Annotated in this window: 24 protein-coding genes; 12 read left to right on the top strand and 12 right to left on the bottom strand. The window is 59.7% G+C overall.

All coding sequences use genetic code 11. From position 1 onward, the window contains the following. Positions 1 to 23: 23 nt before the first annotated feature. Entirely contained in the window at positions 24 to 1,157 is a 1,134-nt protein-coding gene (alr, locus tag ATY29_RS14895) for an alanine racemase (RefSeq protein ID WP_097536803.1), read from the bottom strand. Between the two features lie 124 nt (positions 1,158 to 1,281). On the opposite strand from alr, the gene ATY29_RS14890 reads away from it, so the two are divergent. Continuing rightward, positions 1,282 to 1,746, top strand: coding sequence for an Lrp/AsnC family transcriptional regulator (locus ATY29_RS14890; RefSeq protein ID WP_003568729.1), 465 nt, complete (start codon positions 1,282 to 1,284; stop codon positions 1,744 to 1,746). A gap of 15 nt (positions 1,747 to 1,761) precedes the next feature. Here the strand turns inward: ATY29_RS14890 and ATY29_RS14885 are convergent, their stop codons facing one another. Both ATY29_RS14885 and ATY29_RS14880 read right to left on the bottom strand, forming a co-directional pair. Next, positions 1,762 to 2,484, bottom strand: coding sequence for a helix-turn-helix transcriptional regulator (locus ATY29_RS14885; protein ID WP_097536776.1), 723 nt, complete (start codon positions 2,482 to 2,484; stop codon positions 1,762 to 1,764). Between the two features lie 191 nt (positions 2,485 to 2,675). After that, positions 2,676 to 3,329, bottom strand: coding sequence for an acyl-homoserine-lactone synthase (locus ATY29_RS14880; RefSeq protein ID WP_097536775.1), 654 nt, complete (start codon positions 3,327 to 3,329; stop codon positions 2,676 to 2,678). Between the two features lie 178 nt (positions 3,330 to 3,507). Between ATY29_RS14880 and ATY29_RS14875 the strand changes: the two genes are divergently transcribed. The 10 genes from ATY29_RS14875 (at position 3,508) to ATY29_RS14830 (ending at position 14,896) form a co-directional block, all read left to right on the top strand. Continuing rightward, positions 3,508 to 3,852 (top strand): helix-turn-helix domain-containing protein, encoded by a 345-nt coding sequence (locus ATY29_RS14875; protein WP_025418600.1) that lies wholly within the window; start codon positions 3,508 to 3,510, stop codon positions 3,850 to 3,852. 264 nt (positions 3,853 to 4,116) lie between these two features. Next, positions 4,117 to 5,550, top strand: a complete 1,434-nt coding sequence (locus tag ATY29_RS14870; RefSeq protein ID WP_097536774.1) for a glycoside hydrolase family 15 protein — start codon at positions 4,117 to 4,119, stop codon at positions 5,548 to 5,550. A 95-nt stretch (positions 5,551 to 5,645) separates the two neighbouring features. Continuing rightward, positions 5,646 to 7,517 carry a GMC oxidoreductase gene (locus ATY29_RS14865; RefSeq protein WP_097536773.1) on the top strand — a complete coding sequence of 624 codons (1,872 nt, stop codon included), beginning with the start codon at positions 5,646 to 5,648 and terminating at the stop codon, positions 7,515 to 7,517. A 99-nt stretch (positions 7,518 to 7,616) separates the two neighbouring features. Further along, on the top strand, positions 7,617 to 8,735 hold the full coding sequence (locus ATY29_RS14860) for a ferritin-like domain-containing protein (RefSeq protein ID WP_097536772.1): 1,119 nt from the start codon (positions 7,617 to 7,619) through the stop codon (positions 8,733 to 8,735). After that, positions 8,732 to 9,223 carry a hypothetical protein gene (locus ATY29_RS14855; protein WP_003568717.1) on the top strand — a complete coding sequence of 164 codons (492 nt, stop codon included), beginning with the start codon at positions 8,732 to 8,734 and terminating at the stop codon, positions 9,221 to 9,223. Before ATY29_RS14860 ends, ATY29_RS14855 begins: the two co-directional genes overlap by 4 nt. Before the next feature lie 39 nt (positions 9,224 to 9,262). Beyond that, positions 9,263 to 10,201, top strand: coding sequence for a myo-inosose-2 dehydratase (gene iolE, locus ATY29_RS14850; RefSeq protein WP_003568715.1), 939 nt, complete (start codon positions 9,263 to 9,265; stop codon positions 10,199 to 10,201). A gap of 126 nt (positions 10,202 to 10,327) precedes the next feature. Continuing rightward, positions 10,328 to 11,356, top strand: coding sequence for a sugar phosphate isomerase/epimerase family protein (locus ATY29_RS14845; protein ID WP_193550356.1), 1,029 nt, complete (start codon positions 10,328 to 10,330; stop codon positions 11,354 to 11,356). Positions 11,357 to 11,473: 117 nt separating this feature from the next. Further along, a complete protein-coding gene (locus tag ATY29_RS14840) occupies positions 11,474 to 12,298 on the top strand; it encodes an MBL fold metallo-hydrolase (protein ID WP_097536770.1) in 825 nt (274 codons plus the stop codon). 30 nt (positions 12,299 to 12,328) lie between these two features. Next, on the top strand, positions 12,329 to 13,984 hold the full coding sequence (locus tag ATY29_RS14835) for an alpha-keto acid decarboxylase family protein (protein WP_003568710.1): 1,656 nt from the start codon (positions 12,329 to 12,331) through the stop codon (positions 13,982 to 13,984). Between the two features lie 393 nt (positions 13,985 to 14,377). Further along, complete coding sequence (locus ATY29_RS14830; protein WP_003568708.1) at positions 14,378 to 14,896, top strand: hypothetical protein; 519 nt, start codon at positions 14,378 to 14,380, stop codon at positions 14,894 to 14,896. 76 nt (positions 14,897 to 14,972) lie between these two features. Here the strand turns inward: ATY29_RS14830 and ATY29_RS14825 are convergent, their stop codons facing one another. Continuing rightward, a complete protein-coding gene (locus ATY29_RS14825; protein ID WP_097536769.1) occupies positions 14,973 to 16,643 on the bottom strand; it encodes a sensor histidine kinase in 1,671 nt (556 codons plus the stop codon). Positions 16,644 to 16,842: 199 nt separating this feature from the next. On the opposite strand from ATY29_RS14825, the gene ATY29_RS14820 reads away from it, so the two are divergent. Beyond that, a complete protein-coding gene (locus ATY29_RS14820; protein WP_097536768.1) occupies positions 16,843 to 18,147 on the top strand; it encodes a GGDEF domain-containing protein in 1,305 nt (434 codons plus the stop codon). A 422-nt stretch (positions 18,148 to 18,569) separates the two neighbouring features. On the opposite strand, the gene ATY29_RS14810 is transcribed toward ATY29_RS14820, so the two are convergent. The 8 genes from ATY29_RS14810 to ATY29_RS14775 all read right to left on the bottom strand — a co-directional run bounded on the left by ATY29_RS14810 (position 18,570) and on the right by ATY29_RS14775 (position 25,780). Beyond that, a complete protein-coding gene (locus ATY29_RS14810; RefSeq protein WP_097536766.1) occupies positions 18,570 to 19,604 on the bottom strand; it encodes an L-idonate 5-dehydrogenase in 1,035 nt (344 codons plus the stop codon). A 10-nt stretch (positions 19,605 to 19,614) separates the two neighbouring features. Then, entirely contained in the window at positions 19,615 to 21,021 is a 1,407-nt protein-coding gene (locus ATY29_RS14805; RefSeq protein WP_097536765.1) for a TRAP transporter large permease, read from the bottom strand. Positions 21,022 to 21,025: 4 nt separating this feature from the next. Beyond that, entirely contained in the window at positions 21,026 to 21,598 is a 573-nt protein-coding gene (locus ATY29_RS14800) for a TRAP transporter small permease (RefSeq protein ID WP_003568700.1), read from the bottom strand. Between the two features lie 295 nt (positions 21,599 to 21,893). Beyond that, positions 21,894 to 22,868, bottom strand: a complete 975-nt coding sequence (locus ATY29_RS14795) for a sialic acid TRAP transporter substrate-binding protein SiaP (RefSeq protein WP_003568699.1) — start codon at positions 22,866 to 22,868, stop codon at positions 21,894 to 21,896. 23 nt (positions 22,869 to 22,891) lie between these two features. Then, on the bottom strand, positions 22,892 to 23,650 hold the full coding sequence (locus ATY29_RS14790) for a FadR/GntR family transcriptional regulator (RefSeq protein ID WP_097536764.1): 759 nt from the start codon (positions 23,648 to 23,650) through the stop codon (positions 22,892 to 22,894). A 162-nt stretch (positions 23,651 to 23,812) separates the two neighbouring features. Continuing rightward, positions 23,813 to 24,589, bottom strand: coding sequence for a molybdopterin-binding protein (locus ATY29_RS14785; protein ID WP_003568696.1), 777 nt, complete (start codon positions 24,587 to 24,589; stop codon positions 23,813 to 23,815). Then, the gene (locus ATY29_RS14780) at positions 24,586 to 25,428 is read right to left on the bottom strand and encodes a cytochrome b/b6 domain-containing protein (protein WP_003568694.1); all 843 of its coding nucleotides are present in this window, start codon (positions 25,426 to 25,428) and stop codon (positions 24,586 to 24,588) included. Before ATY29_RS14780 ends, ATY29_RS14785 begins: the two co-directional genes overlap by 4 nt. A gap of 88 nt (positions 25,429 to 25,516) precedes the next feature. Then, the gene (locus ATY29_RS14775; RefSeq protein WP_003568693.1) at positions 25,517 to 25,780 is read right to left on the bottom strand and encodes a pentapeptide MXKDX repeat protein; all 264 of its coding nucleotides are present in this window, start codon (positions 25,778 to 25,780) and stop codon (positions 25,517 to 25,519) included. Positions 25,781 to 25,914: the final 134 nt, after the last annotated feature.

Raw genomic sequence — 25,914 nt, 5'->3', positions numbered from 1 at the left:
CAATGATGGAGCCGCGGGGCTTCTCAGCGATATTGCCTGTCGTAACGATCGCCCAGACCGGTTAGGATTTCGTAAGATATGGTGCCGGCATCGCGGGCGATGTCCTCGAGCGTCTGGCTGGGGCCGAGCACTTCGACCAGACTACCCAGCGTCAGGGCGCCTTCGGGTAGCGCCGACACGTCGACGGTCACGCTGTCCATCGAGACGCGGCCGACGATCGGCAGCCGGGTGCCGTTGAAATAGACGGCGCCACGGTCGCCGAGCGATCTGGGCAGACCGTCGGCATAGCCTGCGGCGATCGTCGCGAGACGCATTTCTCGCTGCGTGACATACGCGCCGCCATAGCCGACTTTCGTGCCTGCCGGCACGGTGCGGGTCTGCACGACGGCGACGGTGAGGCTGACGACCGGCTCCATCGGGTTGTTCGCGCCGGCGTTCGGCGCACCGCCGTAAAGCGCGATGCCGGGGCGGGCAAGCACGCCGTGATAGGCGTCGCCGAGAAAGACCGCTCCGGAATTGGCGAAGGACAGGTCGAAGCCCGGGAACTCGTCGGCGATGCAGGACATTTCGGCACATTGCTCGCCGTTCTGGTCGCTCTCCATATCGTCGGCCGAGGCCAGATGGCTCATGATGAACAGTATTTCGACATTGCTGCCGTCGCCAAGCGCTGCCGCCAGTTCGGCTCGTTCTTCCCGGGGAAAGCCGAGCCGCGACATGCCGGTGTCGAATTGCAGGACGGCAGGCAGGCAGCGCTTCAGCATGCGCGCCGTCGCCGACCACTGCCGCCACTGGGCCAGCGAGTTGAGAACCGGGACGATGCCCCTCTCGGCGCAGGCGATCTCATTGCCCGGCTGCAAGCCGTTCAGCACGAAAATCTGGGCGTCGTTCGCAAGGGTCGGCCGCAGCCTGACGGCCTCGACGAACTGGGCGACGAAGAAATGCCGGCAGCCTTCACCGTAGAGCGTTGAGGCGACCCGCTCGGCGCCGAGGCCGTAGGCGTCTGCCTTGACGACGGCCCCCGCGCGGACCGGCGTCAGCATCGATACGAGCTTGCGGTAGTTGCGGCCGAGCGCGGCAAGATCGATTCTCAGATAGCCGGTGGCGCCCTGCGCGGTCGTGATGGTGCGTGTCCGGGAAACCAAAATATCGCTGTCCATATCCATCCCTCGATCTCGAGAAAGTTTATGAAACAACGAGCGAAATTGCCTATCATTCAGCAGCTAATTATTGCATGATTTACCTAATATCCGCACAATAATTGAAGATTTAGAATGATCCATCATGACCGCTCTCGATACGATCGATCGCAATATACTGAGGCTGCTGCGCCTCGATGCGCGCATGAGCAATGCCAAGCTCGCCGCCGAGATCGGCCTGTCGCCCTCCGCCTGCCTCAGGCGCATCAAGATCATGGAAAAATCGGGAGTGATCCGCGGCTATACGGCGCTGGTGGACGCCGGCAATGCGGACGAGATGATCGCCGTGATCATCAACATCACGCTCGAGCGACAGACGGAGGACCATCTCGATCGCTTCGAAGCGGCGGTCCGCCGGCATCCCGAGCTCCGCGAATGTTTTCTGATGACGGGCGGTTCCGACTATCTCCTGCGCGTGGAGGTGGCCAGTCCGGGCGAGTTCGAGCGCATCCACAAGGAAATATTATCGACCCTGCCGGGCGTCCTCAGGATTCATTCCAGCTTCTCGATCCGCAATGTTCTGGCGACGCGCACCCGAGGCAGGCGGTGAAACGCGACCACAAACTTATATCAACTCCAGCGCCGTCGCCTTGGCGACCGCTTCACTCGTCGTGGCGACGGTCAGCTTGCGGCGCGCCGAGGCGAGATAGAGCTGCACCGCGCTCACCGAAATGCACAACCGGGCGCAAATCTGCTTTGCCAGGAGGCCATTGGCGGTCATCTGCAAACACTGCAGCTCGCGCCGCGACAATTGCGGAAAATCCGCAATCTCCCTCAGTCCCGACAGAACCATGGCCCGGTCATGAAGATGATGGGCGAGAAACTGCAGGTCGCGCATGCTGTCCATGCGGAACTGTCGCCAGTAGGAATCCGGGTGAGTGGATGTGACCGTAAACAGCGAGCGCTCGCCTTGAGGTCCTCGTACCGGCAGTGTAACGCCCTGTCGGCCGATGCCGAAGGCCATCGCCTCCTTGAAGAAGCCGCATGCCCGGCCTGAATCCCATTTTGATGCGGACCATTCCACCGGCAGAAAGCCGCACCGGCCGAGCCGCACGACGGGGTCGATGCTGAAGTAATCCCGGGCAATATATTGTTTCACCCATTCGGGCGGATAGGTCAGCATCAGCAAGGGATTGTTGGCTGCCGTTGCCGAACGGGTCACATGCAGAACCATATGCGATATCGCATAAATATGGCGGACTTCATCCAGTGTTGTTTCCAGTTCCTGCAATGTCGGCGATGCGGAGATCCGGTCCAGACAGTCGAAAAAACGAGAACTGCTCAGCATGAGATGGACTCGCGGTTGCACGGTTCATTTACTGCTCTCATTGGTATCATTTAGCGACTGCTGATAATAGCCTGTTCCGGGCATGACGTGAAAAAAACGTTAAGGCTCGGCGCGGCATAGCCGACCGCCGAGGGATAACCGCTTTCATGCTCAGACTGCCGGGATGGTGGTCAGGCGGGCTGCTGCTGCGTTCACCGCATGCCGCCATCTCCTTCGCCGATGACCGTTGCCGCGGCAGAGGGGGACGCCTTCTCCAGAAGTCGGGACAGGTTGGCCTGAAGCGTCCTGCTGTTGTCTGCCGTCACGTCCCATAAACCGACATACAGATTGCCGATCTCGGGCCTCGATCGGGCGAGCGGCGTCGGTCTCCAGCCGATCCGGCGATAGACGCCGATCATCGCGGCGTCATAAACGCCGACGACGCTTTCGATACCGGTGTCGAGCGCCAGGTCGCAAAGCCCCGAGAGCAGTTCGGTCGCGACCGTGCGCGACGAATATTGATCGGCGTCTTGGACAAGCGGATGAAGGCAAAAGCGGGTACATTCCCAGCATGTCGGGCTATCGACGTCGATCGGCTGATCAAAGAAATTCCGGAACTCGCTTTTAAGCATCGTCGCCCCCGTGGTCGGCAGCAGGCGCAGCGAGCCCGTCAGTGTGCCGGAAGGCCGTTGCGTGACGAGGTAGACGGGGTCTTCCGTCTCGTCGTACCGGTCCCTTTCGCACTGGTCCCTGACATCGACCTGCCATCCCAGCCGATCGCGAAAAACAGTGGCGCGTGCTCGAAACATCTCGTCGAAAGCCCGTCGATCGGTCTCGAGCATGTCTTTGGTGAGTATCCGCAACATATCCGTTCCTCCTGACGCGCTGACGTTTCAACAGGAGGCCGATCCCCAGCAATCTGGATATTTCACTAGGTTGACTGGTGCTTGGCTTTGCCATCCCTTGCATAAGAAGTTTCTGATATTCGGCGATCGAAAGCTCTTGGTAATTGCCAATTTGAACGCAACGACGGGAGGATTCTTGATGACCCACGACATGGCACGCGGCAAACGCATTCGAGAGGCGATATCCCGCGGCAAGTTCCGGAAAGTTCACGCCCTGGCGGCCGAACTGGACGTGTCCGTCGCCGCCGTCTCACGCTGGCAGAATGGCGGTCATACCTCGCTGGAAAGCGCCTGCGCGCTCGCCGACCTGCTGGATGTCTCCCTCGACTGGCTGCTGCTCGGGCGAGGTACGATGGACTGGCATCGGAACAGCGCGATCTCCGCCGCGGAATTGCAAATGGTACTGGCGTTGCGCAACCGGTCTGCGGCAACACGGTCCAATCTCGTCGGGCTGGTCGAAGCCATCCCGCCGGAGCACCCGTAACGCCAGGCGCAATTCTCTGAGATTTTTTGACCTGAGATAAACACGTTTAGATTGATAAAAAGCAGATAGTCGACGATCTTTCTAGTTAAACGTTCAGCGACAGCGAAGGCAGGGCGCGGCGGGTGGCCAGCCACCTTACCCCTCGTCGCCGCAGAGCTTGTGTTCACTCTCAACGCCCATTCGGCCGCAATATTTCTCCCATCCAGGCCCGGAATATTTCTCGATCTGGTCCCGGCAAGTCTCAATCTATCTTGGAGTCAGTCAATGACCGTTGCGCTTTGGAGTCAGTCAATGTCGGGTGCGAACCCGACCCATATCGGCGCCAATGCGCCGACAGTCAAACCGCGGCCTGCCTTCGCGCAGACCGATCTGGTCGCATTGTCGCGCTATTTTTCTCTTCTGATGATGCGCAACATCACCAGCGATGGCTATGTCATTGAGAATCCGGCATCGCCCGGCGTCTTCTCCGCCCCCGGCTGCGTCATCGCTGCACCCTCCTATCCAGCGAACACGCCAGGTGTCGACCAGGACTATGTTTTCAACTGGGTCCGCGACGGGGCGATTACGGCCATCGAGATCGCGCTTGCCGGCTTGCTGCCGGTTCCGGGCGGGGTTTTGCCGAGCCTGGTCGACTATGTGAACTTCGCCGCGCTCTGCCAGGCGAATGCGAAGAATTCCCCGACCGTCACACTTGGCCACGCCTGCTTCACCATAAGCGGCGAGGTTCGTCCGTGGTCGGAGCAGAATGACGGGCCGGCCATTCAGTCGATTGCGATCATGACCTTGTTCGATCAGCTGGATGACGCCACGCAGACGATCGCCAAACAATTGGTCGAGACCAACCTCTCTTACCTTCTCGACGTTTACCAGAACAAGACCACAAATCTCTGGGAGGAATATGAAGGCTATTCGTTTTTTGCAAGAGCCGTACAGCTGCGCTTTTTCCGGGAAATTTCCACGAACACGATCGGTATTGCGGTGCCTGCCGGGGTGGCCGATGCCATATCCTGGCTGGAAAGCCAACTGGCCACCCACTGGAACGGGCAGCTCTATGTTAGCATTCTGGATGCCGCCGCGGAGCAAGCCGGTTATGACGCGAACATCGATATCGTCTCCTCGGTCTGCTATGGCGGGATCGAAGCGGCCGATACCAAGCTTCTGGCAACGGCGGCCATCCTGCGGCGCCAGTGGGCCGATCCTTCGTCTTCGAACTATTTCCCGGTCAATGGCGCCGACGCGGCCAAGGGGCTCGGACCGCTCTTCGGGCGCTATCCAGGCGATCACTACGATGGCGATGTGGCGGCTCCGGTGGTCGGCGGGCATCCCTGGGCTCTGTGCACCGCCAACTTCGCCGAGTTTCAATATCGGCTTGCCAATGCCATCGATGCCAGCGGCGCCATCCCCCTCGATCAGTTCTCCGAACCCTTCTTCGCGGAACTGGGACTTGGCGCATCCAACAGCACCGCCGAAGCGTCGGCTGCCCTGCGGGCTTCATCTGACGTCATGCTGCGCGCCATCGTCTATCACAGCGATCACTACGAGCTGAGCGAACAGTTCGATGGTACCGTCGGCTACGAGAAAAGCGTCCGGAATCTGACCTGGAGCTATGCCGCCTTTCTCTCCGCAGTCAGAGCCCGCTCTGCCGCCGCCCCGGCCGCAAAGCCCAAACCCCGAAGCTCCCGCAGCCGGAGATCATGACGATTTCAGGCTGTCCGGCCTGAAAATCTCGATTGAGTTCAGAACGCATGTTGCGCAAAACCTGATGCGGCTCCCGGGAATAATGGAGGACCAAAGTGCTTTTTCCCCTCGAATCGGCGATAAGAGCCGATGCCAAGACGGTCGCAGAGTCTGATGACTACGATATCGTGATCGTCGGCAGCGGCGTTTCCGGAGCAATCATTGCCAAGCAGGCTGCGGAAGCGGGCAAGCGGGTCCTTATCCTGGAAGCCGGAACCGGTGCCAATAGCACTCTGGCGGGCTATGACCATCTGCTGACGACTTTTTATTCGGCAGCCTCCAAGGACAACCAGTCGCCCTTTCCGCTGAATGCGAACGCGGCAATACCCCGCAGCCCGCAGCTTCGCAAGCTGCAGGCTGGGGAAACCGATAGCTCGAACTATATCGTTCAATCCGGCCCTTATGTCAGCGATACGACATATACCCGAATTTTCGGCGGAACGACCATGCACTGGGAGGCGAAAACGCCCCGTCTGCTTCGCTCGGATTTCAAGACGCGCACGCTTTTCGGCCAGGGGCTGGACTGGCCGCTCAGCTTTGAGGAAGTCGAAGAGGATTACCGCCTGGCGGAGCGGGAAATCGGCGTATCGGCGAATGTCGAAGATCAGCAGTATCTCGGGCAGACCTTCCCAGAAGACTATGTCTTTCCCATGCGCGGCCTGCCGCTTTCCTATCTGGATCAGCAGGTCAACAAGGGCATCGAGGGTACCAGCGTCGAACTTTACGACAAGACGTATCCCCTGAAGGTCAGGCCCTATCCGCAAGGTCGCAATAGCATACCGAACCCGGCCTATGACGGTGGGAAGGGCTACCGTCCAATCGGCGCAGTCGATACGCATCAGGTCGAAGAGGGCGGTCGCTGCCAGGGCAACACCAACTGCGTACCGCTCTGTCCCGTGCAAGCGCGCTACCACTCCGGCAAAACGCTTGCCAAGGCGTTCGCGGTAAGCGGAGAAAGGGGCGAGCGGCTTGTCGAACTTTTGCCGCAGGCGGTCGCGTCGAAGGTCAACATCGATCCGGATAGCGGGAAAGTCCGCTCTCTCGAGGTCAAGATTTACAAAGACCCGGCCTCACCGGCCCACGAGACCATCACCGTGAAGGGCAAGATTTTCGTGCTTGCGGCAGGCGCGATCGAAACGGCGCGTCTAATGCTGGCCTCCGGCCTGCGCAGCACCAGCGGTCTTGTCGGACGCAATCTGATGGACCACGCCTATCTGCTGAACTGGGCGCTGATGCCGGAAATCTGCGGCACGATGCGCGGAACCAGTTCAACGGGCGGTATCGTCGACCTGCGGGACGGCCCTTTCCGGGAAAGGCAAGCCGCCTTCGCCATCGATATCCATAATGACGGCTGGGGTTGGGCCACCGGTGCACCGACCTCCGACCTTCTCAAACTGGTGGATGATCGCAACCTCTACGGGGCCGATCTTCGGCGCGGCATGATCGACCAGATTTCGCGGCAGTTGCTGCTGGCATTCATGATCGAGGTCATGCCCGTCGAAAGCAACCGCATCGCGGTGGATCCGCAATATACCGATGCTTTGGGCAACATGCGGCCCATCCTATCCTTCACGGTTCCGGAATATACCATGAAGGGTGCGGCCTATGGCCGCCAGTTTGCACGCACCGTCTTTACCCGCCTGGGCGCGCAGGATCATACCCAGTACGATCCCAGCGATTTCGGCTATGTGGCCTATGAGGGACAAGGCTATGCGATCCGCGGCGGCAATCATCTGGCCGGCACCCATATCATGGGAACGACGAAGAGCAATTCCGTCGTGGACAAGAACCAGCGCAGTTGGGACCACGAAAATCTCTATCTCGTGGGCGGCGGCAGCATGCCGACGATCGGCACGGCCAATGTCACCTTGACGCTAGCCGCCATGTGCTTCCGAAGCGGTCGCAACATTCTGAAGTCTCTGCATTGAACGAAGGCCGGCCTCCACCGCGCTAACGAACCGCTGGGTTCGATGCAAGCCACACGAAGCCGGCCGGTGCACCCAACTTATCTTTCATGGAGCATGAGCATGGATTCCTACAGTATCAAGACGCTCGATGAGCTGAAAGAGTTTCTCTACCGGGCGATGCAGCTCGAACATGCGACGATTCCGCCGTATCTGACGGCGCTTTACTCGATCAAGCCCGGCGTCAACCAGGATGCAACCCAGGTTCTGCGCGTGATCGTCGTGGAAGAAATGCTGCATCTGACGATCGCGGCCAATATTCTCAATGCCATCGGCGGCAAGCCGGATCTTGTCAGGCCGGACTTCGTAGCCAGCTATCCCGCCGCCCTGCCGGACGGTGAGACCGATTTCAAGGTCGACATCCAGGCTTTCGGCCGTGAGGCGCTGGCGACTTTCCTCAAAATCGAGCGGCCGGCCCAGCGTCCTGAACATCTCGTCGGCAAGGGCCTCATATACCGCAAAACTCCACCTGATATCACCGCGCTTGCCAGCCACCCGAGGCATGAGGACCTCCATTTCTACAGTATCGGCGAGTTCTACTCGGCCATCGCGGAGGGCATCAAATACCTGGAAACCGAAGCGCGTGAGGCGGGCACAACCATCTTTACCGGCGACAGGTCGCGCCAGATCACCTCGGAATATTATTACTCCGGCGGCGGCGAGCTGTTTCCCGTGACCGATCTGAAAAGCGCCATGGAAGCCATCGAGCTCATCATCGAACAGGGCGAGGGCGACGGTGGCGGTATCTATGACGATGACGACCACGAACTGGCCCATTACTATCGTTTCGAGGAACTGGTCAAGGGCCGCTACTACCAGAAGGGCGACCAGCCCGGGCACCCCACGGGTCCGCACTTGCAGGTCGATTGGGAGGGCGCCTATCCCATAAAAGAGAACCTCAAAGTGGGGGACATATTCGAAGGTTCGGAACTGCGTGAGGCGGCGATCGCCTTCAACACCCGCTATGGTGAATTTCTCCAGCTTTTGACGCGTGCCTATAACGGCCAGCCCAACCTGCTGCTGGAGGCCGTTCCGATGATGTTCGAATTTCGCAACATGATCCTCGAACTCATCCGCAATCCGCTGCCGAAATATCCCGGTAAGAACGGCAGCCCCACCTATGAGATCCCCGGCGGCATCAAACAGCCAGCCGCCACCCGGCAGGCGGAGGTGAACGCATGACCAGCCGTTTCGAGCCATTTCTGGGTCTTTCCGCCGAATTGACGGCCTTCTCCCACTTCGATCTTCTGGGAACCGGCCTGGCGGAAAGCTATCTCGCCACGCTCGACAAGGTGGTCGGCGGCGAGATCACCGACGCGCTGCTGGCGGCTTTCACCGCCCTGCCACCGCCGGAAAGTGAGGCCCGTATCCAGGCAGTGCGCACAACCATTCTGGGCAATGAATTGCTGGGAGACGTGGCCCGCGCGCTGATCAAGCTCTGGTATTCCGGCACATGGTTCGAGCTGTCCTCCGCCTGGACGGAGCGCTTTGGCCCCAGGCCTGCGAATATCACCTTCGTCGTTTCGCCCGATGCCTATATCGAGGGTCTGCTCTGGAAGGCGATCGGAGCCCACCCTGCAGGCGCCAAGGGGCAAGGTTTCGGCTCCTGGGCCTTTCCGCCGAAGATTCCGGCTTTTTCTTCGGCTCTCGATTTCCAAAACCTGACCTGACGTCACCTCCGCTCGTCTCCAAAGAACTGGATCATTGCCATGACGACATATCTGCATCGACTGACGCCCGCCAAGGTCTGGCTCGGTGTCATCCCCACGCTCTGGTGGAATGACGATTTTATCAACATCGACATCGGCATCCCCTACGAGCAGGCACTGAGTGAAATGGCGCTCGCCGGCTATGTCGGATGCGGCGTCGGCCATAAATATCCGACGGATCCGAAAATCTTGCGGCCTGCCCTCGAACTCAGGGGATTACGGATTTCCGAGCCTTGGGTGAGCACTTACTTCACCATCAAGGCGATGAATCGTCATACGCTTGAAAGCGTCGATGCTCAACTCGACTTCCTCGAAGCGATGGAAGGTGGCAGCGACGATCCGCGCAGGGCCGATCTCGTCGTCGCTGAATTTGGTGGAGCGGTCAATCCGCTTCCGGTCGCCCTGTTTCCGAATTGCCCCGAATTTTCCGAGGACCAGTGGAAACAACTGATCGAAGGCCTGCACGCGGCAGGAGAGAAAGCCAGGGCCCGTAACCGCCGGCTCTGCTATCACCCGCATCTCGGAACGGGGGTGATGAAGACGGAAGCGATCCACCGGCTCATGGACGAGACGGATCCTCGCCTGGTCAACATGCTTCTCGACACCGCGCACCAGGCGGCTGCCGGTGTCAATCCGCTGTCGCTGGCCAGAAAATACGGCCATCGCATCAAGCATGTTCACCTGAAAGACATTCGTGCCGAGGTGGTCACGAGAATTCACAACCGCGAATTGTCCTTCCAGCAAGGGATCGAGGCGGGGATCTTCACCGTGCCGGGTGACGGCTCCATAGAGACCTTTCCGGAAATTCTCGATGCGTTGGCCGAGGCGGATTTCGCCGGATGGATCTGCGTCGAGGCAGAGCAGGACCCGGCCAAGGCCAATCCGCTGCAATACGCGAAAATGGGCCGCGAATATCTGCGCAAGCTGCTTGGATGGTAGCCCGGCGCGGACCGTTTGTTTCAGCCCAATGACACTGTGAAGGAGGCGGGACGACCTCGCCTCATCACAATGCCGGGCGAGACATCATCCTGAACCACGCATTACTGAATAGCCACAGCTGGAGCGATGACGATGGAAGAGGCACGCGGGCGAGATATATATTTCAGCTTCTTTATGTTTACAGCCGATCTGAGGCCGGATGACGCGGGCTACACCCAGGTTCTCGTCAGACATCTGAAAGCTCTTACCGAGATCGGCTACACCGGCTTCGATGTGCATATCGCCCCAGGACCGGCCCATGTCGGTCATCATGGTGAGATCGAAAGCTATATCAGCCTTAAGAGGGCGTTCGATCAGGCCGGCTTCCGGGATGTGAAGTTCACAACCAATGTGGGGACCACGCGAACCTTCGATCCGACCTCGCCCTACGAAGAACAGCGCAAGCAGGCTTTGTCCTATCTCAAATCCCGCGTCGACATCACCTCGGTGCTGGGCGGAGATAATACGATCATGTCGGGGCCGTTCCTGTACCCCTATGGCATTTTTCCGCTGACGGATGACGGTGAAGAGATCTGGAGCGACGCGCTCCAGGATTGGATGAAGCCACGATATGCGGCGGCAGCCCCCATCTTCCGGGAATTGGCGCAATATTCTGCCGAGAAGAGGGTGAAGCTCGCCATCGAACCCGTCAAGAATTGGGAAACGCCCGGGCCGACCATGGTCTCGGAAGCGCTGGATTTTCTCGAAAGCGCCGACATTCCGGTCTGTGGCGTCACGATCGATACAGCCCAGGTCGTGATGGAAAGCCAGGGGCCGGCAACCTTCAGGAAAAATGTTGCCCGCGCCGCACAGCAGAGCCGGCTGAATTACGTTCATATCTCAGCGCCGGACCGGGGCGCTGTTAAAGACAGCTGGATTCCCTGGGAGATCATGCTGGACGAAATCGAGCCGGTCTATTCCGGCCCTTATCTCGTCGAAGTCTTTAACGCGATTCCCCCCTTCGAGAGCTCGATGAGAATGACGCGCAGACGCTTCTGGCGGCCCGGCGAGGACGCGCCGGAGGCGGGCGTCGACAGCGCCTACGACGTTGCGCGCGCCGCCCTGAGGACATTGGAGGAAAAGATCGCGTCCCACAGGCGTCGATCTCATCCGTGATGGCGGTCTGGCGCGCACATGTTGGAAACAGCCCGGGAATGCTGGGGAACCACGTCTCCGCCATGCCCGGGTGAACGTCAAACCTCAGTAAACGACCTTTCACTCAGGGAGATACCTATGGTGGCGCAATTGCCGGATCCCATTAAAATCGTCAGGCGAGCAGGCGATATCCGTATTCATACTTTCATTTCAGCTTTCACGGATGATAATATCGCCAATGCAACGCACATCATCGAAAGCAGGAACAAGCTTGTTCTTGTCGATGGGCAATTCCTCGTTCCCTATGCGCTGCAATTCAGGGCGTATGCCGACAGTATCGGCAAGGAAATCGACCGGATTTACCTGTCGCACAGGCACCCCGACCATTGGTTCGGCATGGGAGCCGCATTCAGTGACATCCCGATTCATGCATTGCCGGAAACGAAGGAATTCCTGAGGCAGCATGGCCAGGATTCCCTGAATGACCATTGGAAACTGGGCAACCTCGCTCCGCAGAGCTTGGTAATTCCCGAAAATACCGTCCGCGCCGGCCACGAGATCATCGACGGAGTCAAATACGTATTTGATGAAGTCGTTGATACGGAGATCGATTTTCTCCTCACCATAGGTCTTCCGGACGTGGGCGTTTTTATTGCGCAAGACCTGATCTACAGCGGCACGCACCTCTATCTGACGAAATATATGGAGCATTGGATCCGGATTTTGCAGGGCATGCTGCTGTCTGACTATGAGGTGTTCCTTCCCGGCCACGGCTTTCCGGCTGACAAAAACGAGATTGCCAAAAATATAGAGTATTTGTCCGTCGCCATGGAGGCCGTCGGCAACGGACTCACCAATGATGCTTTCAAGCGCTTCCTGCTGGAAAGATTTCCGGAGCGAAAATGCCCCGGAATATTCGACATATACATACCGCGCTTATTCGATAACGCGAGCGAGTTCTAATTTTCTCGTCAACAGGGGAGCCGCTGGAACATGGGCGATACATACACGGTTGGGCAATATCTGGTCGACAGACTTCGCGAACTGGGCCTGGGACACCTGTTTTCCGTGGCGGGCGATTATTCGATCGAATGGGTAAACAGCTATGTCGAGAAAAGCGGTATTCAGGTCATCGAAGAGGTGAATGAACTGAATGCCGGTTATGCGGCCGACGGCTATGCAAGATTGAAAGGAATTGGGGCGCTGTGCGTCACCTATTCCGCAGGCTCGCTTTGCGCAACAAATGCGATCGCCGGATCTTACGTCGAGAAAGTGCCGGTCGTTCTGATCAACGGTGCGCCAAGCATCCAGAAAACGCTGACATTCGAACAAACCGGCTACAGTTCGCATCACTTCATCAGCGGACGGGAAACGGATCGTCAGGTGTTCGAATACATAACCGCCGCTACCGTCCGCATCGACAGCCCTCATCTTGCGCCAATGCTCATAGATTATGCGCTGACGCAGTGCATCACGGAGAGGCGTCCGGTCTATATCGAGTTGCTGGAGGATATGGTCGACCTGGAATGCACGCGTCCGTCGACTGCATTGAAAGCGGCGCCTGACATATCCGACCAGGACAGCCTCAATCAGTCGATCGCACAAATCAGCGAAAGATTGCAGAATGCCACCAAACCGCTGATCTGGATCGGTGTCGAGATCGACCGGTTTGGCCTTCACGACCAGGCGGAGCGGCTCATTCGGGACCTCAAAATTCCCTACGTGACCGAGCTTTTGAGCAAGGCCATCCTGTCGGAAGACGATGTCCAATTTGCCGGGGTGTTCGATGGCAAATCATCGTCACCCTATGTCCAGTCTTTGGTCAAAGACTCCGACTTCGTATTGGCGCTGGGCGTCTGGTTGACTGATATCAATGACTTGGGCTGGCCCATTGATCTCGCTAAAACCGCATTTGCCTCCTGGGATACAGTGAAATACAGCACGATCTTCAACGCACAGGTTTCGCTGGCGGATCTCGTCAACGGCTTGATTGACAGTAGGCTCACGTGCAAAGCCCAAAGTCTTCCGGCGAAACCGGTCCGGCAAGCGCCGGTCGTGGCGCCGGCAGGCGAAATCACCTATCAGGGCTTCTATGATTTCATTCAGCAGCAGATTGACGGAAATACCATCGTTGGTGCCGACGCCAGTTTGAATTATTTCGGGAGCCTGCTTCTTGAAGTGGGTTCTCGCCGCGGTTTCATCGTCCAATCATCCTATTCGGCGATCGGTTATATCGGCCCGGCCGCGACCGGGGTTTCTCTGGCGAAGCAAGATAAACAGAGGCTGCTGGTCTTTGCGGGGGATGGCGGGTTTCAGATGACCGCTCAATGCCTCTCGACACAAACCCGTTTCAATCTCAACCCGATCATCTTCGTGATGGACAACGGCATCTATGGCGTGGAGCAATGGCTTGCCGATGCATCGGTCTTCCATGGCAACAAGCCCTTCTATAATTCCTGCATCCTGCACCGATGGAATTACAGCAAGCTGGCAGAGGTCTTTGGCTGCCGGGGCTGGAAAGTTGACACCTATGGCGAACTGGAGGATGCCATAAGCGGCGCCAAAGACAACCTGAACAGTCCGTCCATCATCCAGGTCGTCGTGCCTCAGCGATCGATCCCCAACAATGCGAACTGGAAAGCAAGCTAGAGCGGTTGAGCTGTTAACGAAGCCGCAGAACCGTTCTATCCAACATCTGCCGCTAAAGGTCGATCCGCAATGCTCTGGCGACGCGGACGAGGGAAAGGCGGTGAATCGCACCGGGCTTGTCGAAATGCACAACGCACCACCCTCTTCTTATTACTTAACGGTTTCAGCGCGAGAGAATAGCGGCCACCTTGCCTTTCCCGCTACGCGTGCTCTCGACAGCCGGCATGACCCAATTTATCGTATGCCATAGCAGGTGACACGATTGACGCCGCAGTTCGGCAAGGGCACCGACCTTTACCACAAACGTGGCACGCCCATTCAACGGCAGGAGGCTTGTCGGAACAATCTGTCGCGTTCATCGGTTCGGGAGAGTGTTTAACCGGGGAGGCTTTCATGCGTGCTGCTCTGATTGCTGCTATATTCTCGCTGTCCTGCCTGCCTCACACTGCAAAGGCGTCGGAGGCGGGATTTTTACGATCCCTGGCCGGCGATTGGCGCGGGACCGGCATGGTCCTCACCAAGATCGGCGGCACAAACTTCAATGTCTCCTGCACCCTCAAATCAGACGCGAGTGACTCTGCGGTCTCGATGAACGGGAAATGTCGTGGCCTTGCGGTTTTCACGAGAGCTTTCTCGGCCAATGTCAAGGCATTGGGACAACGATACACCGGTAACTACATCGGGCCATCCGGACAGCCGTCCAAACTGGTCGGCAGCAGGCAGGGCGACGCGCTCAATCTTCGCGTGACCTGGGCTCGCGTGATCAATGGCGACCGAAACGCGACGTTGATGATCGAGAAACTCGGACGGGACAGGCTTCGCCTGCAGACGGTCGATCAAGACCCGACTTCAGGCAAATCCGTAGTGACGAGCCGCATCGATTTGCAGCGTCCCCTTGCAGCGGAAAAGTAGGGAGGTCCGCCGGAGCGCGCATCGCCGTCCCGGCTGGTTTAAACCCCACGCTTACAGGCACGTCTGCTCGAAGCCACTATATCCCCATCGGGAGTTCGTCTTCCGTCTTCGCTGCAGGTTTGCCGGTTAAGAAGACAAGTTCGAAGACGAGGCCCTCCGGCCGATAGTCCGATCTCGATTGCGCCTGTGCCTTGGAAGAAAATGCCCGCTCTATCAGGACGGAGCCGAAGCCTCTTTTCGTCGGCGTAGGCACCGGCGGCCCACCGGCTTCCGTCCAGACGAGAAACACGCGCCCGTCATCGTGCTTCCACTCGATGGTGACGGTACCCTGCTCGCTTCCGAGGCTTCCGTACTTCGTCGCATTGGTCGCCAGCTCGTGGAGCACGAGGGAAAGCGGCAGGGCGATATCGGCAGGAAGAACCACGTCGGGGCCATCAAGACGAATGCGTTCCTCCGAGGCGATGTGCGCCCGCAAGGCGGCGGAGATGATCTCCCGGATGGGCGCGGCCGACCCCTCCCGTGACAAGATGAGATCATATGTGCCGGCAAGCGCCGTGAGCCTTTCGGCAAAGGCGTTGTAGCTTTCCGGATTGGAACGCGAGAAGGTCTGCCGGGCGATCGCCTGAACGAGGGCGAAGCCATTCTTGACCCGGTGCGCCATTTCGCGGACGAGCAGGGTCCGCTCCTCCTCCGCCTGCTCGTTCCGGCGTCTGCGCTCATCGAGTTCGTCGAGCAGTCGATCGAAGGTCGCGCCGACGACTTCCAACTCGTCCGCTCCCTTCATGCCGGTTCTGGCTGTCGTCTGGCCGCTGCGCCACTTCTCCATCACATCGGCGATCCGCCAGATCGGCACGAGGATGAAACGGTTGCCGATGAAGATCGCCGCAGCAAATGAAAACAGCGCGCCGCCGATGATCGCGAGCGTGTTCATCAGCGTTGCCCGGTTGATCGGCGCGAAGGCCTCCGATTTCGAGAAGCCGGCGCTGACATAGAGAGGGCTGGACGGCAGGACGATCGGGCGATAGCCGAGGACGTGCGCTGTTCCGTCCCGGCTCGTGACCTCGACGACGTCGGGCTGTTCGGCATGGATCAGGCGCTGGTATTCTTCGGGTATCACAGTGCCGACGAGCTGTTCGGCAAGTGGTACGTGCGCGACGATGGTTCCCTTTCCATCGGCGATCGTTACCGCATTGCCGGGCGCGACGCCGCGTTCGGTGATGCGGTTCTGCAGCCAGTCCATCCGGATGCCGCTGACGATGACGGCCTGGAGAATATCGCCCTCCTTCAACGGCATTGCGAGTGGCAGCACGTGCTTGTCGGAAAGGCGGCTTTGCGTGTAGGTGCCGACGGTGAAGTCCTTGGTCTTCAATATCTGCTGGAAATAGTCGCGGTCGGAAAACACCACGCCCTCGGGAAACACCGTGCTGCCGCAGACCGGCCGCCCGTTGAGCCCAACGACGAAGATGGTGCTGATGTTCGGAATGCTTTCGGCAACCGATTTGAGTGCCTCATTGCAGGCATTGACATCGAGATGCCGGACGGAGGGCATGGCGGAGACGGATACGAGAAGGCCATGCAGGCCCTCGACAATCCTTTCGACCTCGGATGATGCCTGGCGCGCCGCCTGTGCTGCGGATGCGCGCACTTCTTCGTTACGCTGATGGCGGAGCGCGACTTCGTTATAGGCGAGCATCGCCACCACCGGCGCCAGCGCCGCGACCGCAACTGCAACCAGCTTGAGTCTCATCCCGTACCCCCTCGCAAAAGGGTTGGTAGCATGTCCGGGACGGCCTCGCCCAGACTATGTCCGCGATCTTGCCCGCAAATTTCCGAATGTGCGAATTCGGACATGCGAACGGCCCACGAGAACCGGAAGCTAACCACGCCAACGCGGCCTCTCTCCCCAAACCTTGCCGAGCTTTCGATTGCGGCTAGATTATCCAGGGATGACAGATGGCAAAAGCGCTTCCCCTGAAAATTCTTCAGCCGGGCTCCTCCCGCCCCGGCCGCTGACGGGCGCGATGGCGGGTGAGGTCGAGCGTCTTTTGTCGGGCCGAACCCGCGATATCCGCCTTACGGGCGAACTGCACCGCCGGTTTGAGGAACGGTCATGGCGGCAGACCGCAAAAATCATCCGTTCCTGGATGATATGGGTGGCATTCGTCGATGTGTTGACGCTAGCGCTGAACGCGCTTCTGCTTCCCCGTCAGGTCGCGCTGGCAATGGTCGCCCCCGCCTGCCTTTTGCCGCCAGCGGCAATTTTGACGGCGATCATCTGGAGCAAGCCGCGCGCCGCAACGCTTCAGCACGTGTCGCTGCTGGCAGGAATGTGCCTTATTCTTCTGTCGGTGGCACTTGTCGGCGTCTTTGCCGGCGGCGAATTTTACGAGCGGCATTTGAGCATCATGCTGTTCGTCGCCACGAGCGCGATCACCATCTTCAGCGTGCCGCTGGCGTGGACGGTTGCCATCGCCTGTTATGCGCTTTGTCTCTATTTCGTCCTCCAATGGCACAACCCGATCCTGGATGCCGGCAGCGTCGTCGCCGCGACCCTGTTCTTTTCCTGCGGGATCATCGCCATCGTGGTTGCCAGGCGCACGATGAACATCCTGGCGCAGAAGACATTCCTCCTGGACTGCCGAGACCAGCGCCGGGTTGCGGAACTGGCCGATGCGAACGCCCGGTTGGAGCGGCTGGCCAGAACCGATCCGCTGACGGGGATTGCCAACCGCCGCTGGATGATGGAAACGCTCGAAGGCCTGTGGCGCAACGGCCGTGAAAGCGGCGTCGTCGCCATGCTGATGTGCGATATCGATCACTTCAAGGCGCTGAACGATAAGCTCGGTCATGGCGAGGGCGACCGCTGCCTCGTCAAGGTTGCCGGTATCATCCAGAGCTGCGTACGCGCCGATCGCGACCTCGTCTCGCGCCATGGCGGCGAGGAATTCTTGATCGTGCTTCCGGATGTCGACGAAGACGACGCCATCGCGGTGGCAAAGCGCATACGCGAGAGCGTGGAAGCCGCCGCCCTTCCCAATCCTTCCTCCGGTGTTGGCCCGTCAGTAACGCTGAGCGTCGGCGTCGCCCTGAAATCGGCACTCGACACCGACATTTCACTGGCCAATCTCCAGCACGAGGCCGACATGGCGCTCTATCGTGCCAAGGAAGCGGGCCGCAACCAGGTCTGCGTCTTTCACCGGCCGAACCAGGCAGCGCCGTCCGCCGCGGAGCAGATCGCCGCCCGACGCTAGAACGAGATACCCGTCGATCGCGGGAATTCCAGATCTGCCACCCGGCGGATCGACATCATCAGATCACCAGGATCGCAACCATGGCGACCGCCAAGGCGAGGCCGGCGGCGTTGAGTACGAAGATCAGATATTCTGCCGGCTTTTGCCGGGGTTGACCGGGCTCCACGTTTCCGAAGACGGCCGTCAGCCCGCCTGCGATCCAGCTCGCCAGCGTCAGAGCACCGAGAAGAAGGGCCCACTGCGTTGCTGCATCAATGTCCTGCTCCCATGCTGATGCACATCCGGCGAGGAAGTCCTGTGCGGGTTTACCGGTAACATGCCAAGTCCTCTTTTGTTTCCGTCCGTGTCGCGTTCTGACGTGAACAACCCTTGGCCTGCAGGCCCGTGGGCCTGGTCGATAGGCCGGGACGGAATGAGCCCTTCTAAAACGTAAGCTGCACCTTACAGGCGGCCATGCGGTTGCCGGCGAGTGCGAAGGCGGCGTTGGCGTCCTCCAGCGGCAGGCTATGGCTGATGATCGGCCGCACGTCGATCGTGCGGCTGGAGATCAGCTCGACGGCGGTGGCGAATTCCTCATGGAAGCGCTGCGTACCGTGGATATGAAGTTCCTTGCCGACGATGGCGTTGAGGGGGATCGGGATCTCTCCCGTGACGCCGACCTGCACAATCGTGCCGCGGGGCCGGATGGCGGCAATTGCGCTGCGGATGGCAGGTGCTGCGGCTGAGCATTCGAAAACGAGATTGAAATAACCTTTTCCTGCCTCGAATTCCGCAAGTGCGGCGGCCCCTTGAGAAACCTTGATCGCGCGGCTGGCGCCCATCGCCATCGCCCTCTCAAGCGCTGCGTCCGCGAGATCGGTCACCACGATTTCGGCTGCACCATGATAAGCAGCAACGGCAACCATTAGCGCCCCGATCGGGCCGGCGCCGGTGATGAGGACGCGTTTGCCCGTGATATCGCCGGCGCGCGATGCAGCATGCAGGCAGACGGATAAGGGCTCGCTGCAAGCCGCCTCCGTGGCCGTCGTCGCAGGTCCGACTTCGAAGCACTGGCTGGCCGGCACCACCAGCCATTCCCGGAACATGCCCTGCTCATGCGGCAGGCGCATTGCGCTGCCCATGAAGCGCATGTCGAGGCAGTGGATCGGCAGCCCCTTCGCGCAATATTCGCATTGGCCGCAGGGCTGGCTCGGATTGACCGCCACCAGCACGCCGGCCTTGAGGTCGACGCCCTCGCCTGCCTGGCTCACGCTTCCCGAGGCTTCGTGGCCGGGGATGATCGGCTCGCGAACCCGGACCGGCCCGAAGCCGCCGTCCTGGTAATAATGCAGGTCGGAGCCGCAGATGCCCGCGGCGGCCATTTTGAGTAGCACCTCGCCTGGACCGGGCACCGGAACGGTGTCGGTCTCGATCCTGAGATCGCCCTTTTGGTAAAGCCGGGCCAGACGTGTGTGCATCCTATCCCTCCTATCTCAGCAGCCCGAGCTGCTGCGGCAGCCAGAGCGATACGGCGGGAATGAAGGTGATCAGGATCAGCGCCAGGAAAAGCGGCACCAGCCAGGGCAGGATCGCCATGGTGGTGCGTTCGACCGACAGTTTCGCGACCCTCGACAGCACGAAAAGCACCATACCGAGCGGCGGATGCAACAGTCCGATCATCAGGTTCAGCGTCATGATCAGACCGAACTGAACTGGATCGATGTCGAACTTGGCGACGATCGGCAGCAGGATCGGCACGAGGATGGTGATCGCCGCGATCGTATCCAGGAAGCAGCCGACGAAGAGCATCAAGAGGTTCACCAGGATCAGGAAAACCCATTTGTTGTCGGTGACCGAAAGGATCGCATCCGACAACAGCTGGGCGGCCTGACTCACCGTCAAGAGCCATGCAAAGACCGAGGCTGCGGTGACGATGAAGAGCACCGACGCCGTCGTCTCGATCGTATCGAAGCTTGCCTTGGCGAGCGTTGAGAGCGTCATCGTCCGGTAGCGCACCAGGCCGAGGAACAGTGACCAGAGCACGGCGGCGACGGCGGCCTCCGTCGGCGTAAACCAGCCCATCGTCATGCCGCCGATCAGGATGACCGGGGTCATCAGCGCCATGACGGCGGAAAAGCCGAAATACCAGTCGAGCGCCAGAAGCACCAGAAGGGCGATGCCGGCCGCAACGTTCATCGACATGCCGGTCTGCATCATCAGATAGATCGCCGCAGGCACCATCAGGACAACGACGATTTCCATGCCCGCCGACAGGAGCTGCCTGATATCGAAGGGCGCGTCGGAGCCCCAGCGCTTCTTGTAGGCGAAGGCGGCGACGGTGATCATCATCAACAGCGTCATGACGATGCCGGGCAGGATGCCGGCCATGAAAAGCGCTCCGATCGAAACATTCGCCATCATGCCGTAGATCACGAAGGGCAGCGACGGCGGGAAGATCGGCCCGAGCGTGGCCGAGGCCGCCGTCACGCCGACGGCAGCCTCGACGGGATAGCCGTGATCCTTCATCGCCTTGATTTCGATCGTGCCGATGCCGGCCGCATCGGCAAGTGCGGTGCCGGACATGCCGGAGAAGATGACGGAACCGATGATGTTAACTTGCGCCAGCCCGCCCTTCATCCAGCCGACGAGGGCCACCGCAAAGGAATAGATGCGGCCCGTCACACCGGCCGAGTTCATCAGGTTGCCCGCCAGGATGAAGAAGGGCACCGCGAGCAGCGGAAAGCTTTCGACGCCGGCGATCATGCGCTGGGCGACGATGATGTCGGGCGCGATGCCGAAAAGCACGATATAAAGCACGGATGCGACGGCCATCGAGATGGCAACAGGCACGCCGATCAGCATCAGCACCAGAAACGAACCAAGAAGCAGCAGCATCGTGTCAACCCTCGACAGTCTGGAATTCTTCAGGGCGCTCCAGAACGGAGTAGCCGCGGCGCATATTGGCGATGAAGACGATAACCGCGCGGATCAGCATCAGCACGAAGGCGACGAGCACGGAGTAAAAGACGATGTTGCGCGGCAATTCGACGGTGACCATCTGCTCGTCGGCGACGATATCGACGTAGCGCCACATCAGGTGGCAGCCATAGGCGAAAAAGCCGATGCGGACGATATCGACGAAGGTTGCGAGCACGCGCGCAAGCCCTGCCGGCATATAGTGATAGAACACATCGACCTGAATATGCCGTGACATGCGCACGCACATGGCGGAACCGAGAAAGACCACGCCGATCAGGCAGTTGATCGCGATTTCCTCGGTCCATGCATAGCTGTCGTTCAGCACATAGCGGGTGAAAAACTGCAGGAAGACGCAGCCCGCCATCAGCCAGAAGACGATCAGCGTGATCCAGTCCTCGATGGCGTAGTCCGATACGTTTGCGGTCGGCGCATGGCCTTCGAATTCGTGACCGATCTCCTCGGCCGTGATTGGCGTGTGAATTTCTTGCGACATGATCGGCCTTGTTTCGGGTGGAGAAGGAGGCGCGCGGCGCTGAGCGGCGCGACCTTCAGTTCGACAAATCTCGTTCTTTGCTCGGCGGCGCTGCCCCTCAATCCGGCTGCCGCGACCTTCTCCCCGTAAAACGGGGCGAAGCGGATGTGCCGCGATCTCTTCGTTCCTCACTCACGCCTCGCTAGGGAACGTCCCCTCTCCCCGTCAGAACGCAAAGAGGGTTAATTGGAGGGGCAGCCATCGGCGCAAACGGGGCAGTCGTGGCGTGCGCCGAGCGAAGGTCGTGAGCGAGCTCCTACTGGATCGCGCGGATGGCTTCCCAATCGGCCTTCTCGTACCCAAAGTCCTCGAACTTGACCTTTTCCATCACGGTCTTTTCGAAGTCAGCCTTATCAACCTCGGCAACGTTCAGGCCCTTCTCCTTGAAGGTGGCAACCAGGCTGGCCTCCTTGCCGGCGATCGTCTTGCTCGTGCGCTCGGCGGCCTCCTGCATGACCTCACCGAAGATCTTCTTGTCTTCGTCGGACAGGCTCGCCCACCGGGTCTTCGAAATCACCGTGTTGAGATGATCGACGATGTGGCCGGTCAGGATGATGTTCTTCTGGACTTCGTAGAACTTCTTCGCCTCGATCGTCGTCAGCGGGTTTTCCTGCGCCTCGACCGTGCCGTTCTGCAAAGCGAGATAGACTTCGGCAAAGGCGATCGGCGTGGTGTTGGCGCCGCAGGCGCGCGGCATAGCGAGATAGGCCGGGACGTCGGGCACGCGGATCTTCAGGCCCTGCATATCGGCACATTTGGCAATCGGCTTGTTCGATGTGGTATGGCGCGTGCCGTAATAGCTGACGGCGGCGATATGATTGCCGGTCTTGTCTTCGTAACCTTTGGCAAGGCGCTTGAAGACATCGCTCTTGGTATAGGCGATCAGATGATCGGGACTGCGGAAGATGTAAGGAAAATAAGTCACGCCGATCGGCTTGTAGTCGCGTGCGGCAAAACTCGATCCCGAGATGATGATGTCCACGGTGCCGAGCTTGAGACCCTGATTGATGTCGGCTTCCTTGCCGAGCTGCGAGGCGGGATAGACCTCGATCTTGTAACGCCCGTCGGTGCGCTTGGCGATCTCTTCCGCGGCCCAGACGGAATCCGTGTGGAAGGGCTCCGAGGTTTCATAGACATGCGCCCATTTCAATACGGTCTGGGCATGCGCGACGGCGGTCGTCGCCATCATCGCGGTCGCGGCGCAAAGTATCGTTGCCAGTCTGCTCTTCATCGCTCTCTCCTCCCGAGCTCGGGTTAAGTCTTGGTCGTTCCTTTCGCAGGCCCCTTGTTGCGGCCGTGCTCCTCCTCTCCCGAGAACTCCTCCCCGAAGCTCTCGGAAAACCTCTTCTGCGATAGGGTGAGATGGGCGCGCATGGCAGCCTTGGCGCCTGCCCCATCGCCGGCGGCAATCGCATCGCGAATGGTCCGATGCTCGTCGACGGCGCGACGCCATGTTCCCGGCCCCTCGAAGTGGCTCGCGAGCTTGGCGAAATAAGGGGTCATGCGCATGTCGAACATTTCGCCGGTCACCCGGATCAGGGTCGCATTGCCGACGATCGCGGCAATGCCGGTGTGGAAGGCGCGATCGGCGGCAAGCACCGTACTCGCATCGTTGACGCCGCCGCTCATCCGCATCAGCGCCTCATCGAGCAGCGCGATGCCTTCCGGCCGGGCGCAGCCTGCTGCTTCTTCGGCAATGGCGCATTCGATGATGGCGCGGGCCTGCAGCAGCTCGAAAGGCCCCTCCACCGGCTCGCGCTCGGCCCCGGCCACAGTCGCGGCATGCTGGCGCACCACATAGATGCCGGATCCCATGCGGATGTTGACGAGGCCTTCAACCTCCAGCACGATCAGCGCTTCGCGCACCGTCGGGCGCGACACCGACAATTGTTCCGCCAGGTCGCGCTCGGCCGGCAGCCGTTGGCCAACGGCAAGCTCGCCGCTGACGATCATCAAACGGATCTGGTCCGCCACCTGCCTGTAGAGGCGGCGTGATTCAACAGGCGAAAACATTGGGCCTCCCGCGGCTTCTCCTCAAGCACGCATCTGGTCAACTGGCCTGACCAATTAGCGTACAGGTATCATCGCCGAGGTTGTGCGTCAATCCGCCGCATAAAACTTAAACAGGAGAGGCTGAGTCAATCGGTCCGTGGTGTGCACCGGCCTGCCCGCGACCTATATGCCGGCATACCATTCATAACCGCGATCTTCCCAGAAGCCGCCGCTGCCGCCGTAAAGCCGGCCTAGATCGGCGACGGCTTCCATGCGAGTCAGATATTTCGCCTGCTTGTAACCGAGCTGCCGCTCGACCCGAAGCCTCAGCGGCGCTCCATGCGCCACTTCCAGATCGCGCCCGTTCATCGAATATGCCAGGATGGTCTGCGGATGAAAGGCATCGACCAGATCGAGACTCTCATAGTACCAGCCGGTACCGTCAAGCGTCTTTTCGTATTCGTCGGCGCAGTGGAACACGATATAACGCGCCTCGGGCTTCAGCCCGACCGATTGCAACAGGGCGCCGAGGGGCAAGCCCGTCCATTTCCCGATCGCGCTCCAGCCTTCGACGCAGTCGTGGCGGGTGATCTGGGTGCGCGACGGCATCGCCTTCAGCTGCGCGAGCGAGAGCTGAGTGGGGTTTTCCACAAGTCCGCCGACATCTAGTCTCCAGGTCGAGAACTGCTCGCTCATCCAGTCGAGATATTGCGGATTGTCAGGCATGCTGGTGCCGTTCGAGCGAAAGATCGGCGACAGATCGGCCTCGCTGAATTCGCGGGCGAGCGAATCGTCGCCGAGCAGCAAGCGCTGCGTCTTCATGCTGAAGCCCTCGGCGATCTTCAGGACCGATTGCGTCCGCTCACTTTCGACCAATGCGTCGCAGCCGCTCAATCCGAGTGCGGAGGCGGTCAGGGTCGAGCCGATCAGGAAACGGCGGCGGGTGATCAGGCGGCTCATTGTCCGTCTCCCTGTTCGATGGCGTAGTAGCCGGTGATCATCGAGCGCAGATTGTTGAAGACACCCGACAGGATCACCATGGCGACATGCACCACGACGAAGGCGACGAGCGAAAAGGCGGTGAGGAAATGCAGAGTGCGGGCCGATTGCCGTCCACCGAATATATCGAGCAGCCAGGGCGCCACGGCATTGAAGCCGGGCGACATGGTGAGCCCCGTGGCAATCATCAACGGCAGCAACAGGAAGATCACCGCGAGATAGGTCAGTTTCTGCAGGGTGTTGTAATGGCGCGCCTCGGCTCCCTTGGGAAAACGCAGCCTGGCATGGTTGGCGACCTCATGGCCGAGATGAGCGAGCGTCAGTTCCTTGCCGGCGGGGGCGAGATCCCGGCGGAAATGCCGGCTGATCAGCCCGTAGGCGAGATAGACAAGACCGTTGAGGACGAAGAGCCAGGCAAAGAAGAAATGCCAGCGCCGGCCGGCCGACAGGTCTTGATAGCTTGGGAGGGTGAGCCAGCTTGGAAAACCCCTGGCTGCCGCTTCGCCATTGACATTCGAGAGCCCGAATACACCTGTCGTATCCAAGGTGAACGAACCGACATGCGTCACCCCCTTCGCCTGATTGCCGTCGTCGACGGCTTCCATCGAGATGAAGGACGGATCGTTGTCGGCGCCATACTGGCCCCAATAGAGCGCCGGATGAGCATTGAATATCTGCAGGCCGCTCATCAGCAGCACAGTGAGGCAAAGCACGTTCAGCCAATGCGATAGGCGAACGGCAAGGCTGTGGCGGTAGATGAGCGTGCGGCCGGTTTTCGTGCCGGTATCGATCGTCGCCATGTTGGTTCTCCAGATCGATGAAAGTTTCAGGAGGAAAAGACGCGGCCGCTGCGAAAAAAGTTTCAGCGGCCGCGCAGATGCGGCCCTCTTACTTCATCGCATCGCAGGCCTTCATCATGTCGGTCTTCTTCATTGCATCCTTTTCCATGCCGGCCTTGTGCATGCAGTCCTTCTTCGTGCCCGCCATCTTCATGGCGTCCTTCGACATGGCGTCCTTCGACATGGTGTCCTTCTGCATCGTGTCCTTCTTCATCGTGTCGGACTTCATGGCGTCCTCGGCCGACACCGCACCGGCGAGCGAAAGGCCGGCGACGAAGATGCAGGCTGCAAGGCTGGAAACAAGTTTGGTCATGGAACTCTCCTGGAATGGGATTGTCGTGTCCGCCGACTGTTTGCCGATGGCTCACATCAGCCCATTCGAGCAAACGCCAGGATGCGTTACAGCCTCACGCGCATGTGATAGGACTGTGATGCCGATATTGTTTT

It is taken from the genome of Rhizobium hidalgonense (genome assembly GCF_002914525.1).
Classification (GTDB): domain Bacteria; phylum Pseudomonadota; class Alphaproteobacteria; order Rhizobiales; family Rhizobiaceae; genus Rhizobium; species Rhizobium hidalgonense.
The sequence above is the reverse complement of the archived record's forward strand: the minus strand, read 5'-3'. Positions and strand labels throughout refer to the sequence as shown.